Source organism: Amycolatopsis sp. EV170708-02-1 (assembly GCF_022479115.1).
Taxonomy (GTDB): Bacteria; Actinomycetota; Actinomycetes; order Mycobacteriales; family Pseudonocardiaceae; genus Amycolatopsis.
Genome location: NZ_CP092497.1, coordinates 7,582,884 through 7,596,516 on the forward strand (window position 1 = coordinate 7,582,884; position 13,633 = coordinate 7,596,516).

Below are 13,633 nucleotides of genomic sequence, written 5' to 3' on the forward strand. Positions count from 1 at the left end.
GTACTAGGTAACTAGATAAATGGAGTTACCATGATCGAGTTCCACCTCGAGGACCACTCCGGCCTCTCGCCGTACCTGCAGCTCGTCCGCCAGGTGCGGCAGGCACTGCGGCTGGGCCTGCTCGACGAGGGCGACCAGCTGCCGACGGTCAAGGAAGTGGTGGCCCGGCTGGCGATCAACCCCAACACCGTGCTCAAGGCGTATCGCGAGCTCGAACACGAAGGCCTCGTCGCCGCGAGGCCGGGCGTCGGCACCTTCGTGACGGCGACGCTCACCGACGGATCCCTCGCCGCGCACGGTCCCCTGCGAATGGAGCTCCAGCGCTGGCTGGGCAAAGCCCGCAAGGCCGGGCTCGACGACGAGAGCATCGAGGCGCTGTTCATGACGACCTTTCGGACCGTCGCCGGAGAGGAAATAGCATGACCGCCGTCCTGCGCACCGAGGGCCTCGGCAAGAGATACGGCAAGACCTGGGCGCTTTCCGAGTGCACGCTCGACATTCCGTCCGGGCACGTGGTCGGGCTGGTCGGCCCCAACGGAGCGGGCAAGACCACGCTGCTGAACATGGCCGCCGGCCAGCTGCCGCCGACCACCGGCCGGATCACCGTGCTGGGCGAACGTCCCGGCGCCGGCCCGGCCCAGCTCGCCAAGGTCGGCTTCGTCGCACAGGACACCCCGACCTACGCCGGCCTTTCCGTCGAAGACCATCTGCGGCTCGGCGCGCGGCTCAACCCCGGCTGGGACGACGCGCTGGCCAGGGACCGCGTCGCCCGCCTCGGCCTCGATCCCGCACGCAAGGCCGGAAAACTCTCCGGCGGCCAGCGCGCCCAGCTGGCCCTCACCCTCGGCGTCGCGAAACGGCCGGAGCTGCTGCTCCTCGACGAACCCGTCGCCGCGCTCGATCCCTTGGCACGCCGCGAATTCCTGCAGGGGCTGCTCGAAGCCACCGTCGAGCAGGAGCTGAACGTGGTGCTGTCATCCCATCTGGTCTCGGACCTGGAACGCGCCTGCGACTTCCTGATCGTGCTCATCGATTCCCGTGTGCAGGTGTCCGGCGAGGTCGAGACCCTGCTCGCCACCCACCACCGCCTGACCGGCCCGCGCCGCGACGCCGCCCGGCTCCCGTCGAGCCAGCACGTCGTCTCGGAAAGCCATACGGACGTCCAAAGCACCTTCGTCGTCCGCACCGCGGAGCCGATCCACGATCCGGTCTGGACGGTGAGCAAGCTGAGCCTCGAAGACCTCGTACTGGCCTATCTGACCAAAACCACCGCGCACCACCGGCGGATCCTGGAGGTCCGGAGATGATCTGGCTGACCTGGCGTCAATTCCGGCTTCCCGCCGCGTCCGTGTTCGGGGCGCTGGCAGTGCTCGCGCTCGTCCTGGCCGTCACCGGGCCCGCCATTTCCGGCGAGTACGCCGCCGGGATCGCGACCTGCGCGGGCGACACCGCCGCCTGCGACGACTTCGCCCAGCGATTCCTCAACGACCACCAGAACACCTTCCTGGCCGTGACCGCGCTCGTGCTCCTGCTGCCCGCGCTCATCGGCCTCTTCTGGGGCGCTCCGCTGTTCACCCGCGAACTCGAGGCCGGGACGCATCGCCTGATCTGGAACCAGAGCGTCACCAGGACGCGGTGGCTGGCGGTGAAACTCGGGATCACCGGCGTGGCCGCGATGCTCGCCGGTGGCGTCGGCAGCCTGGCGGTGACCTGGTGGGCGAGCACCTTCGAACAGGCCGCGGTGAAGGACTTCCCGCGGCTTTCGGCGATGGTGTTCGACGCACGCGGCGTCGTCCCCATCGCGTACTCGGCGTTCGCCTTCGCGCTCGGCGTCACCATCGGCATGCTGGTGCGGCGCAGCCTGCCCGCGATGGCTGTCACGCTGGCCGCGTTCGCGGTGATCCAGGTCGCGGTGCCGATCGTCGTCCGGCCCCATCTGCTGCCCTCCATCGACGCGACCGTCGAGCTCTCTCCGTCCACTGTGGATGGAATCGGCCGGAACCCGAACACCGGGGTGCTGCATTTCGAGGCCAAGGCACCGGATCCCGGCGGCTGGCTGCTGGCGGGCGAAACCGTCGACCCGTCCGGAAAACCCGTCGAGAACGTCACCATGCCGACGTCCGGCGGCCCGTGTTCGCCGTCTTCGCCGCCCGGCGGCCGGGCCACCGCGGCCGACCCGATGGACCTGTGCCTGGCCGAAATCAACCGGCTCGGCTATCGGCAACATGTGATCTACCACCCGCCGACCCGATTCTGGCCGTTCCAATGGATCGAGAGCGCGCTCTATCTGGCGCTCGCCCTCGGTCTCGCGGGATTCTGCTTCTGGTGGATCCGCCGCCGTCTCGCCTGAAAGGACCTCGATGCTCGACCTGACCGGCACCACCACCCTCGTGACCGGGGCCAGCGGCGGGATCGGCCGCGGTATCGCGCTGCGCTTCGCCGAGGCGGGCAGTGCCGTCGCCGTGCACTATCACCGTGACGAAGCCTCGGCGCGCGCCGTCGTCGCACGGATCCACGACGCGGGCGGCACCGCCGAGACGTTCGCCGCCGACCTCACCGACGACGGCGAATGCCGACGCCTCGTGGCCGCCGCCGCGGCCTGGACCGGGAGGCTGGACACCCTGGTCAACAACGCCGGCGTGCAGCCGGTCGAACCTCTGCCGGAAATGTCGGCGGAGAGCTGGCGCGCCATCCTCGACGCGAACCTCACCAGCGCGTTCTCGTGCACCCAGGCCGCGGCCGAAGTGATGAACGGTGGCAGCGTCATCCACATCGCCTCGATCGAAGCGGCCCAGCCCGCGCCGGGGCACGCGCACTACAGCAGCGCGAAAGCCGCCCTGGTCATGCACGCCCGCGCCGCCGCGCTCGAATACGGGGCGCGGGGACTACGCGTCAACGCCGTCTCCCCCGGCCTGATCGACCGGCCCGGCCTCGGCGACGCCTGGCCGGAGGGCGTCCGCCGCTGGCGGCAGGCCGCGCCGCTGGGCAGGCTCGGCACCCCCGGCGACGTCGCGAACGCGTGCCTTTTCCTCGCCTCGCCGCTCGCGTCGTGGATCACCGGGCACAACCTCACCGTGGACGGAGGCGTCACCGCGCATCCCACCTGGTGATCTCGGCGTATGTGTCATCTGACGTGGAACCCCGGCATTCTTCGCGCCTAGCGTTTCGCACATGACGCGGACGACGAAGATCCTGCTGGCCGTGACACTGGTGTTCACCGGCCTCAGCACCGGCACCGCGAGCGCGGACGCCGGCTGCACGTGGACACCGGGCACCCTGCCGCTGCCCGCCGGGAGCACCACGGGTCAGGTCAGCGGCGCCGCGAACGGCGGCTGGTTCGTCGGCAGCGGCTCGACCACCGACGGCGTCCGATGGCACCACGGGACCGCCGAAATCCTGGGCCAGGCGTTCGGCCGTCAGACCATACTGAGGGACATCAACGACTCGGGCGTGTCGGTCGGCACCACGATCGTCGACTCGTTCGAAAACGGCGCCGTCGTCCACCGGAACGGGCGGTATGAACAGCTGCCGGTGCCGCAGGGCTATCGGGCCGGACGGGCCAAGGCGATCAACGACGCCGGCGACATCGTCGGCATGGCTTCGAGATTCGCGGACACCTTCGACCTGATGCTGTGGCCCGCTTCCACGCCCGGTGTGGTGCGGGTGATCAATCCCGACCCGGCCGTCTACTCGTATGTCAGCCCGGTCGACATCGACGAGCAGGGCCGGATCCTCATCCGCGCCGAAGGGCAGCGGCTCGCCTACTTCGTCCGCGAAGCCGGCGGTTCGCTGACCGAACTGTCGCTGAAGACCGACCGCGTGGACGCCTTTCGCGGCGGACGGATATCCGGTGAGATCTACGAGAACGGCAAGTTCGTGACGGTCGAATGGGATACCGCCGGGCGGATCGTGCGGCGGCTGGACGTCCGGGCCCGGGAGTCCGTGGTCGATTCGGGCACACTGACCTCGGGCACCTACCGGACCGCCGACAAGCGGTACGCGGTCGGCGTCTGGGAGAACGGCGCACTCACGCACACGCTGCTCACCGACACTGACGGAGCCTTCGGGAGGCCAGTGCTCACCGATGATGGCGTGGTCACGGTTTCGTACTACTACACCGGTGTCATCGCGACGTTCACCCGAAGCTGCTCGTGAAGCGTCAGGTATTCGGTTCTGACGGAGTCACCCGGCCCCCGTTTCATTGATGAATAGTGCGATATAGTCTGAATATGCTATAGCACAGGTGTTCGACTCGGCGTAGCGTTGATCTTGTGTCCAGCGACGATGCCTCTCCGAAGACGTCCACCGAGTGGTGGCGCGTCGATACGGCGACGCTGCATGCCCGTAAACAGGAACTCGAAGTGGTGAAGCGGCGGTTGGATGCGGAGCAGAACGCGATCCTCGCGGAAATCAACTCCCGTGGGGTGCGGGGTTGTAGTGGTCATTCGACGTTGGCGGGGTTGATTGTCGAGGATTTCCTGGTGTCGGACAAGGAAGCCAACGCCCGCGCCGACCGCGTCCTCGCCCTGCACCCTGGCCCGTCGATCGGCGGCGACCCCGAACCGCCGCTGGCGCCGTTGACGGCTGAGGCTGCTGCGGAGGGCGCGATCGGCGGCGGCCAGATCGACGCCATCATCAAAACCCTCGCCCGCATCCCCTCCACCGTCCCCGAAGCGGACGTCCGGGCCGGAGAGAAGATCCTGGTCGAACTGGCCCGGCACGCTGGGCCACGGCAGATCGCCCGCGCCGGACGCCGCCTGCTGGATGAACTCGACCCCGACGGGAAGGAGCCTCGCAACGAGGATCCGAAAGAGACCCGGCCGGAGTTGCGGTTCGTGAAGCACCGCGACGGCACCCTCGGCCTCAAAGCACGCCTGGACCTGGAAACCTACGCCCGCCTCAAATCCGACCTCGACCCGATGGCCAAACCCCACAAAGCCATCGACGGCGTGCGGGATCCCCGTAGCCAGGACGAACGTTACGGGGATGCCTTCACCGACTACGTCCGCCTGAAAACCACCAGCCGTAACCTTCCCGGCCAAGCCGGGGAAGCGACACACATCCTCGTCACCATGTCCTACGAGGATTTGATGAACGATCTCGGCGAAGCCCACCTCGACCTCGTCGGGCCGATCAGCGCCACCGACGCCCGCATCCTCGCCTGCGACGCCCGTGTCAGACCTGGCGTTCTCGGTACCGCGGGCGAACCGCTGGACATCGGCCGCTCCAAACGCACCGTGTCCCTCGCCCAGAAATACGCGCTCACCCTCCGCGATGGCGGTTGCGCCTTCCCAGGCTGTGACATGCCGGTGCCGCGGTGCACCGCTCATCACATTGTTTTCTGGCGGCACCACGGCGAAACGAAAATCGACAACCTCGTCCTCCTCTGCACCAAACACCACCGGCTCATCCACCGCAGCGAATGGAAAGTCCAGATCGCCCAAGACGGCCTCCCCGAATTCACCCCGCCCGCTTACCTCGACCCGACCGGGACCCCGAGGCGCAACACGATGCACCTGAGGACATAGACCGACCCGATCGGACTCGGAACCCCGGCCGCGACCGACCCTCCCCACGGATGGAAAGCCCAGGCCATCCAAGACAGACTCCCCAAATACGACCCTGCCCACCCGACCGGAACACCGGGCCATACCGACCCGCTCCGCTGAAACCGAAATCACGAAAAGCGATCACCCTGCCCGCGCATCGCCCAAGACGGCTTCCACGAATTGCCCGCTAGACCTCCGAGGCCCAGTGAAGCTTCCGGAACCGAGTCACCCGGCGGCTTCGGCGCTCCAGAGAGCGTGTCGAAAGGTCACCGGCTCCGGATCTCGGCCCCATGCTTCAGGTTCGTCACCAGTGCCGTCGACTTGCCCGTGACGGCGGCCGCGAGCGGTCGTTCGAGTCCCGGGAGCCGGGCCACGTGAAGAAAACCCCGGCGCGCCAGGAGCAGGAATCGGTTGGCGGGCAGGAACCATCGCGCACCCCGGCGGGCGACCTGCTGCTTCTCGGTCACCACCGGGCGGACCAGGCTCTCGTACTCCACGAGCGCGGTCTCGATCGAGGCCGCCCGGGTGAGCTGCTCGGCGAGCACGAACGCGCCCGCGATACCCAGTGAAGCGCCCTGACCGGCGAGAAGGGAGACGGCATAACAAGAATCGCCGACGAGCACGACCCGTCCGCGGCTCCAGGAAGACATCTCGATCTGCGCGACCTGGTCGTAGTACACCTCGCCGGGAGTCGGGCACAGGTCGAGCGCCTTCGGCACCGCCCAGCCGAGCGAACCGTAGGTCGCGCGCAGCGCCGCTCGCGCGTCGGCAGGCAGGGCCGGATCCGTCGTGCGGTGCACGGCGAACGCCGCGAGCTTGCCGTCGCGGAGACCGTAGAAACCCATCTGCATCCCGACGGTGTCGGTGAGGCAGAACCGCTCCCCCACCTGTGCCCGGATCTCCTCGTCCTCGAAAACGAAGGCCGCCGTATGAAACCCGAGATGACGCAAGAACCGGCTCTCTTCGCCGAAGACCAGCCGCCGCACGGTCGAATGGATCCCGTCGGCCCCGACCAGGAGATCGGCTTCGAGCGCCTCGCCGTCCGCCAGGGTGACCCGCACCCGGTCGCCGAGATCCTCGACGCCGTCGACCCCGGCACCGAACCTGACGTCCACTGTGGACGGAAGTCCGGTACGCAGCACGCGTTCCAGATCGGGCCGCATGATGCTGCAGAGCCGTCCTCGCACCGACTTGGCGAACTGGACGTAGTCGATCGCCGCCCGGCGGCGCCCGCGTTCGTCCAGCAAGCTCGCCTCGTCCACCTGATACGCCGCTTCTTCGACCTGGGGCAGCAAGCCCATTTCCTCGACGGCGTCGAAGCCGGGGCCGAAGAAGTCGATCATGTAGCCCTGCTCCCGCGGCCCCGCGGCGCGTTCCAGCACCACGACCTCGACGTCCAGCGCCGCGAGCCGGTGCGCCAGCGCCAGACCGGTGATCCCGGCACCGCAGATCGCCACCTTCATGGGGTCCCTCCCTTTCGTTCAGCCGACCAGCCTGCGCAGGACGGCCGGGGAGACGATCCGGCCGGACTCCGGTCCGAGCGCCCGATGCAGCAGAAGCCCGTCCACGGCGGCGAGAAGCGCAGCGGCGGTGTCCTCGGCGTCGGCCACTCCCCGCTGCGCCAGCCACCCGCCGAACCTGGCACGCAGGTCGGCGAGCAGCTCACGAATGCCTTCGCGCAAGGTGTCGTCGCGGGTCGCGGCGAGGTAGGCCTCGGCGAACAGCAGCGACATCGGGTCGGTGCCGGAGTATTCGCCGATCGACGCCAGCAACGCGTCCACCGCGTCGGCCGGCGTCTCGACGGCCTCCAGTGCCGGCTCGAAAGCGAGCGCGACTTCGCGCATCGCGCCGAGTACGGCCTCGATCATCAAGGCCTGCAGCGACGGGAAGTGGTAGTGCACGACGCTCGGCGTGACACCGGCGCGCTCGGCCAGGATCCGGGTGCTGACCGCGGACCAGCCGAGTTCGGGCACGAGCGCGACAGCCGCTTCGAGCAACCGTTGCCGAACGAGCCTGCCACGCGCCGCGGCCGGGGATCCTGCCACCGTCATCTCCTAGGGCGTTCGTCCTGTACGACTGCCCTGATCGTATGCCCGGATCCGGCCGCGGCGCAAACTCACGCCGTCTGCAGCCGCGCCACCACGCGTTCCGCGGTGGCGACACTGGACTGCGGGTTCTGGCCGGTGACCAGGTTTCCGTCGACGACGACCTCGCTCGACCAGGCGGCCGCCGGAGTGACGATCGCGCCCTGTTCCCGAAGCCGCGCCTCGACGAAGAAGGGGGTCTTCTCGCCCAGACCGCCCTGCCGTTCCTCCTCGTCGCTGAACGACGTCATCGAGCGGCCGGCGAAGGTGAACGAGCCGTCCTCGCGGCGCGCGCTGAGCAAGGCGGCGAGTCCGTGGCAGAGCGCGGCGATGGTCTTGCCCTGCGCGTCGGCGTCGTTCAGCAAGACGCCGAGGTCGGCGTCGTCCACCAGGTCGGTCATCGGGCCGTGTCCGCCGGGCAGGTAGAAGGCGTCGTAGGTGTCGGCCGAGACTTCGGAGAGCTTGAGCGGCGCCGAAAGATCGAGCCCCTTGAGGTACTCGGCGAATTTCGCGCCCGCGGCCGGGTCGACGCCGCCGCGTTCGTCGAGGCTGATCGGATCGACGGTCGGCCGGAGCCCGGACGGCGTCGCGATCTCCACCTGGTGGCCCGCCGCGGCGAGCACCCGGTGCGACTCGGCGACCTCTTCGGCCCAGAACCCGGTCGGGTGGTCGACGCCGTCCGTGAGCCGCACGTGGTCCGCGGCCGAGACGATCATGAGGATCCGCGCCATGACTGTTCCTTTCGTTGTCCGGGGGCGTTGTGCCCACTGCCCGCTTCAACCGGGTCGTTGCCGCGAGTACTCCGCGACGGCGGCTACGATCCATAAGATTTCTTATGGAAGGTGACTTGCATGCCCAATTTGGACCGGCTGGCGACCTTCCTGTCGATCTACCGGCTCGGCTCGCTCTCCGCGGCCGCCGCGGAGCTCGGCCTGACCCAGCCCGCCGTCACCGGGCAGTTGCTGAAGCTCGAGGAGGAACTCGGCGAGCAGCTCTTCGTCCGGTCACGGCTCGGTGCGGCGCCGACCGCCCGCGCGGCCGAACTCGCCGCCAGGATCGGCACCCGGATCGACGAACTGCGGGGCGCTCTGGCGACGGGCGACGACGACGTCCAGTACCGCGAACAGGTGGCGCTGGGCGGCGCGAGCGACGGCATGGCGACGCGGTTCCTGCCCGCGCTCGCCCCGCTGACCGAACGCGGCCTGCGGCTCGACGTCACCCTCGGGCTCGCCGACGAACTCCTGTCCACCCTCGAAGCCGCGCGCCTCGACCTCGTCATCTCGTCGGTCCGGCCGCGGCGACGCGGCATCACCTCGATTCCGCTGATCGACGAGGAATTCGTGCTCGTCGCCGCCCCCGCGCTCGCCCGGAGCGTCGATCCCGCGCTGCTCGCCGCCGACCCGGTGCCGGCGCTGGCCCATCTGCCGCTGATCGCCTACGCCGCCGATCTGCCGATCATCCGCCGCTACTGGCGCAGCGAGTTCGGGCGGCGGCCGCCGAACCGTGTCGCGATGGTCGTGCCCGATCTCCGCGCGATCCTCGCCGTCGTCGTCGCGGGCGCCGGGGCGAGCGTGCTGCCGCGCTACATCGCCGCGGCCGCGCTCGAAGCGGGCTCGGTCTCGATAGCGCACACCCCGGAAGTGCCGCCGCTGAACACCATCCATCTCGCGCACCGGTCCGGCCCGGTGCGGCCGGTCGTGACCCTCATCCGCGACAGGCTGCTGGACCGCGCCCGCGCCTGGGGCTCACTCTAGAACCGCCCGGGGCGCGGCAAAAATGACCTCTTTCCCCGTCGAAACCCCCGCGAGGCTTGCCCTTTTCCGAATCCGATCCTGGAGGGCACATGGTCTCGAAACCCCGCCTCGCGCTCGGAATGCTCGTCTTGGCCGCCTTGGCGGGCGGATTGCTCGCGTTGCTCATCTCGCTCGACGTCGGCGCGTTCTGGGCCAAGACGCTGCCGCTCGTCTTCCTGGCGGGTGGCGCCGCGTTCGCGCAATCCCTCGGCCTGTTCAACAAAGCACCGAAGGACTAGGGGCGGGCGTCAAACGCGCTGCGGCGCGAAGGTTCGCCGGTAGTCCTGCGGGGAAACGCCGACGACCTTGTGGAAATGGTGCCGCAGCAAGGCTCCTGAGCCGAAGCCGCAGCGGCGCGCGACCTCGTCGATGCTCATCCCCGTCCCCTCCAACAGCGACCTCGCGTGCAGAACCCGTTGTGTCGAAAGCCATCGGTGCGGTGTGGTGCCCGTCTCCGCGACGAACTTGCGGGCGAAGGTGCGCTCGGACATCCGGGCCCGGCGGGCCAGATCGGCGACGGCGTGTTCGTGGTCGATGGTGTCGAGCATCCAGGTGAGCACCGGCTGGAGGCTGTCCCCGGTGCACTCCGGGATCGGCACCTCGACGAACTGACGCTGCCCGCCTTCCCGTTGCGGCGGCACCACCATGCGCCGGGCGATCACGGTGGCCGCGGCGGAGCCGAGTTCCCGCCGGACCAGATGCAGGCACGCGTCGATACCGGCGGCCGTTCCGGCGCTGGTGATGATGTCGCCGTCGTCGACGAAGAGGACGTCCGGATCCAGCTGCGCCTGGGGAAAACGCTTCCGGAACTTCGCGCTGTGCCGCCAGTGGTTGGTGCACCGCCGCCCGTCGAGCAGACCCGCGGCACCCAGCACGAACGCGCCGGTGCAGACCGAAAGCAGCGTGGCTCCCCGCGCCGAGGCCGTCCGGAGCGCTTCGAGCACCGCGGGCGGGTATTCGTCGCGCACGTCGCAGGCGGGGACGACGACGAGGTCCGCGTCCTCGGTCGCTTCGAGACCGTGCTCCGGCGTGACCTTGACGCCGTGACCGAGGCTGAGCGGCTCTCCGGCACGCTCCCCGCACACGCGGAAGTCGAGCAGTGGCACTCCGTCATCGGTGCGGTCGTAGCCGAACACCTCACAGACGACACCGAACTCGAAGGCGGCGAAATCGTCCAGCAGCACCACGGCGACGCTCTTCAGCATGCCCGGAGCATAGCTGGCAGGATTTTGACGCACAACGACAGAACTGCCACTTTTGGCAGGATGTCGAGTGGCGCAAACTTACTGCCATGACCGCAATCATCGTCACCCTCGCCCTGATCGCCCTCGTCACCTACCTGCTGGAGCGCAACCACGCGCGGCAGGCCCGCCCGGACGCCGCCGGCGGAGACTCGCTCGGCCGGCCCTTCTGGAGAGGGGGCGCCACGGTCTAAAATCCCTCCGAACCTGGGGGGTTTGATGGCCGGCAGACGGCGTTTCGTTCGTCCTGTCCTGTGGAGCGCGGCCGTACTGCTCGGCGGCGGAGCATTCTTCGCCGCCGTCCTGGCGGCCGACATTCCGTACGCGGACACCGCTCCGGCGCCGACGAGTTCCGTACCGAAGAGCCCCACCTCGGTCGAAGCGGCGCTCCCCGACGCGACCTTGACCGTCGCGACCACGGGCGTCCGCGCGGGGCCGGACGACCGCACCCTCCTGCTCCAGGTGGCGATCCCGAAATGCGGCCGCGACCCGCGGATCGAAGGCCTGACCGAAGAGAACGACATCATCTATGCGTACGTCGTCATCACCCCCGGTGCCGCCGACTGCCGGGAAACGGTGCCTTCGGAGATCAAGCTCACCACCGCGGCCCCGATCGCGAACCGGACGCTGATGCTGGACTGGAGCGCGGGCCCCTGGAACAAACTGCCGGATGGGACCTGGGGTCACTGCGGCGCGCTGGGCTGCCACCCGCCCGCCGATCACTGCGCCGACGTCTGGGTCGAGCAGACCCGCGGCGAGGCCATCGACATCGACACGCGCGCCTGCGACCAGCGGTGGCTCGTCGTCGACCGCACGAACTTCCCCCAAAGCCCGTCTCTGCGCGTGCTCTACCGCTGGGCGACCGAGGGATGGCAGTCGGTGACGAGCGTCAAATCCAAGGGATGCGAGGAAATCCTCGCCAAGGAACCCCAGTTCAGCAGGGTTCTCTGCGAGAAACTCGGCCCGATCTCCTGACCGCCGGTGTCACGAGCGACACGTTCCCCGCCGAGATCGACGACGATGATCGCATCCGCCGAGGTCAGGCCCACAATCAGCGGTTTAAACCTCTTCGCCCGCATTTTCTGCCGGTTACCAGTTTTCTGGTTAGGGTGCAGTGGTGCAAACGGGTTAACTCGGGCGGAAGGAGATCGCGCCGTAGTCGGCGCGTGTCTGAACATGAGTTCGCAGGACGGTAAACAAGCGGAAGAAGAGGTCGTCGCGGAGACCGCGTCGGACCTCGCCCACGCGCCGGACACGACAGGTCCGGGGCACCCGCCCGATGAGCACGTCCCGCTCGACCTCGCCGCCGAACGCCCCGCCGAGACCGACCGGACCGTTTTCGGTGTGGCGGCGGTGCTCGCGCTCGCGATCATCGTCTGGGGTGTCCTCTCCCCGGAGAGTCTCGCGAGTGTCGCGTCGACCCTCCTCAACGACGCCGTGATCCCGTACGGCGGCTGGGCGTTCGTGTTGACCGCGAGCGGTTTCGTGCTCTTCGCGGTCTGTCTGGCCATAAGCCGCTACGGCCGGATCCCGCTGGGCGGCGACAAGGAACTCCCCGAATTCCGGACGTCGTCGTGGATCGCGATGATGTTCAGCGCCGGTATGGGTATCGGCCTGATGTTCTTCGGTGTGTACGAACCGGTTTCCCACCTCGCGAGCCCGCCCCCGGGCACCGCGGCACCGAACTCCGACGAAGCCGTCCACACCGCGATGGCGACGACGTTGTTCCACTGGACCGTGCACCCGTGGGCGATCTACGCCGTCGTCGGCCTGGCGATCGCGTACAGCACCTTCCGCAAGGGCCGCAGCCAGCTGATCAGTTCGGTGTTCGCGCCGCTGATCGGCAAGCGGCGCACCGAAGGGCCGCTGGGCAAGGCGATCGACATCATGGCGATCTTCGCGACCCTGTTCGGTTCGGCCGCTTCGCTCGGCCTCGGCGCGCTCCAGGTCGGTGGCGGGATGGGCGCCGTCGGCTGGATCGACGATCCCGGCAAGGGACTGCTGGTCGCGATCATCGCGATCCTCACCATCGCGTTCATCGCGTCGGCGGTGTCCGGGGTGGCCAAGGGAATCCAGTGGCTGTCCAACATCAACATGGTGCTCGCCGCGGTACTCGCGGTGTTCGTGCTGGTGGTCGGGCCGACCGTGCTCATCCTCAACATCGTGCCCGGCGCGATCGGCGACTACTTCCGCGAGCTGGCGGAGATGTCCGGCCGTACCGGGATGACCGGTGGCGAAGAGATGCAGACGTGGCTCGGCGGCTGGACGGTCTTCTACTGGGCGTGGTGGATCTCGTGGACGCCCTTCGTCGGCATGTTCATCGCGCGGATCTCGCGCGGCCGCACCATCCGGCAATTCATCTTCGGTGTCATCGCGATCCCGAGCGTCGTGAGCCTGATCTGGTTCGCGATCTTCGGCGGCGCGGCGATCAGCAGGCAGCGGGCCGGGACGGACATCGCGGGCGCGGGCAGTGCCCAATCGGCGACGTTCGAACTGCTCGAGACCCTGCCGTGGTTCGTCCCGATCGCGATCCTGGTGATGATCCTGGTGTCCATCTTCTTCGTCTCCGGCGCGGACGCGGCGTCGGTGGTGATGGGCACCTTGTCCCAGCGCGGAAGTGTGCATCCGAAGAAGGGTGTCGTCATCTTCTGGGGCGTGCTGATGGGCGCCGTCGCGGCGGTGATGCTGCTCGTCGGCGGGAACAAGGCGCTGACCGGGTTGCAGAACCTCACCATCCTGATCGCGGTGCCGTTCGTGTTCGTGATGGTCGGGTTGTGCGTGTCGGTCTGGAAGGACCTGCGCAACGACCCGCTGATGAAACAGGAAGACGCGATGATGTTGTCGCTGAAGGAACTGCACGAGGAACGCACCAACGGTGGCCACGGCCGCCGTCGCATCCTCGGCCGGTCGAAACAGCGCACCTGAGTCGATGAGTACGTGAAGGCCCCCTTCGGTGAAGGGGGCCT

General features: G+C 68.5%; 15 protein-coding genes. 11 read left to right on the forward strand and 4 right to left on the reverse strand.

The genetic code is table 11. The features are described 5' to 3' along the window. The first annotated feature begins 30 nt into the window (after positions 1 to 30). From MJQ72_RS34270 to MJQ72_RS34295, 6 genes are all read left to right on the forward strand, one after another. Positions 31 to 423: a GntR family transcriptional regulator gene (locus MJQ72_RS34270; RefSeq protein ID WP_240595228.1), complete on the forward strand. Its 393-nt coding sequence runs from the start codon at positions 31 to 33 to the stop codon at positions 421 to 423. Further along, positions 420 to 1,307, forward strand: coding sequence for an ABC transporter ATP-binding protein (locus MJQ72_RS34275; RefSeq protein WP_240595229.1), 888 nt, complete (start codon positions 420 to 422; stop codon positions 1,305 to 1,307). Before MJQ72_RS34270 ends, MJQ72_RS34275 begins: the two co-directional genes overlap by 4 nt. Then, positions 1,304 to 2,350: an ABC transporter permease gene (locus MJQ72_RS34280; protein ID WP_240595230.1), complete on the forward strand. Its 1,047-nt coding sequence runs from the start codon at positions 1,304 to 1,306 to the stop codon at positions 2,348 to 2,350. The genes MJQ72_RS34275 and MJQ72_RS34280 overlap by 4 nt, the downstream gene beginning before the upstream one ends. Before the next feature lie 10 nt (positions 2,351 to 2,360). Then, complete coding sequence (locus MJQ72_RS34285) at positions 2,361 to 3,110, forward strand: SDR family NAD(P)-dependent oxidoreductase (protein ID WP_240595231.1); 750 nt, start codon at positions 2,361 to 2,363, stop codon at positions 3,108 to 3,110. A gap of 61 nt (positions 3,111 to 3,171) precedes the next feature. Continuing rightward, on the forward strand, positions 3,172 to 4,155 hold the full coding sequence (locus MJQ72_RS34290; RefSeq protein WP_240595232.1) for a hypothetical protein: 984 nt from the start codon (positions 3,172 to 3,174) through the stop codon (positions 4,153 to 4,155). Positions 4,156 to 4,271: 116 nt separating this feature from the next. Beyond that, entirely contained in the window at positions 4,272 to 5,528 is a 1,257-nt protein-coding gene (locus tag MJQ72_RS34295; RefSeq protein ID WP_240595233.1) for an HNH endonuclease signature motif containing protein, read from the forward strand. A 287-nt stretch (positions 5,529 to 5,815) separates the two neighbouring features. On the opposite strand, the gene MJQ72_RS34300 is transcribed toward MJQ72_RS34295, so the two are convergent. From MJQ72_RS34300 to MJQ72_RS34310, 3 genes are all read right to left on the reverse strand, one after another. Next, a complete protein-coding gene (locus MJQ72_RS34300; RefSeq protein WP_240595234.1) occupies positions 5,816 to 7,012 on the reverse strand; it encodes an FAD-dependent monooxygenase in 1,197 nt (398 codons plus the stop codon). A gap of 18 nt (positions 7,013 to 7,030) precedes the next feature. Then, positions 7,031 to 7,600, reverse strand: coding sequence for a TetR/AcrR family transcriptional regulator (locus MJQ72_RS34305; RefSeq protein ID WP_240595235.1), 570 nt, complete (start codon positions 7,598 to 7,600; stop codon positions 7,031 to 7,033). 65 nt (positions 7,601 to 7,665) lie between these two features. Next, complete coding sequence (locus MJQ72_RS34310; protein WP_240595236.1) at positions 7,666 to 8,364, reverse strand: type 1 glutamine amidotransferase domain-containing protein; 699 nt, start codon at positions 8,362 to 8,364, stop codon at positions 7,666 to 7,668. Positions 8,365 to 8,484: 120 nt separating this feature from the next. Here MJQ72_RS34310 and MJQ72_RS34315 point away from each other — a divergent pair, with 120 nt between their 5' ends. Both MJQ72_RS34315 and MJQ72_RS34320 read left to right on the forward strand, forming a co-directional pair. Continuing rightward, a complete protein-coding gene (locus tag MJQ72_RS34315; RefSeq protein ID WP_240595237.1) occupies positions 8,485 to 9,387 on the forward strand; it encodes a LysR family transcriptional regulator in 903 nt (300 codons plus the stop codon). An 89-nt stretch (positions 9,388 to 9,476) separates the two neighbouring features. Then, positions 9,477 to 9,665: a hypothetical protein gene (locus tag MJQ72_RS34320; protein ID WP_240595238.1), complete on the forward strand. Its 189-nt coding sequence runs from the start codon at positions 9,477 to 9,479 to the stop codon at positions 9,663 to 9,665. A gap of 9 nt (positions 9,666 to 9,674) precedes the next feature. On the opposite strand, the gene MJQ72_RS34325 is transcribed toward MJQ72_RS34320, so the two are convergent. Then, positions 9,675 to 10,631 (reverse strand): GlxA family transcriptional regulator, encoded by a 957-nt coding sequence (locus MJQ72_RS34325; protein ID WP_240595239.1) that lies wholly within the window; start codon positions 10,629 to 10,631, stop codon positions 9,675 to 9,677. Positions 10,632 to 10,717: 86 nt separating this feature from the next. Between MJQ72_RS34325 and MJQ72_RS34330 the strand changes: the two genes are divergently transcribed. The 3 genes from MJQ72_RS34330 (at position 10,718) to MJQ72_RS34340 (ending at position 13,592) form a co-directional block, all read left to right on the forward strand. Next, on the forward strand, positions 10,718 to 10,861 hold the full coding sequence (locus tag MJQ72_RS34330; RefSeq protein ID WP_240595240.1) for a hypothetical protein: 144 nt from the start codon (positions 10,718 to 10,720) through the stop codon (positions 10,859 to 10,861). A 25-nt stretch (positions 10,862 to 10,886) separates the two neighbouring features. Then, positions 10,887 to 11,642: a hypothetical protein gene (locus MJQ72_RS34335; protein WP_240595241.1), complete on the forward strand. Its 756-nt coding sequence runs from the start codon at positions 10,887 to 10,889 to the stop codon at positions 11,640 to 11,642. Positions 11,643 to 11,843: 201 nt separating this feature from the next. Continuing rightward, a complete protein-coding gene (locus MJQ72_RS34340; protein ID WP_240595242.1) occupies positions 11,844 to 13,592 on the forward strand; it encodes a BCCT family transporter in 1,749 nt (582 codons plus the stop codon). Positions 13,593 to 13,633 lie beyond the last annotated feature (41 nt).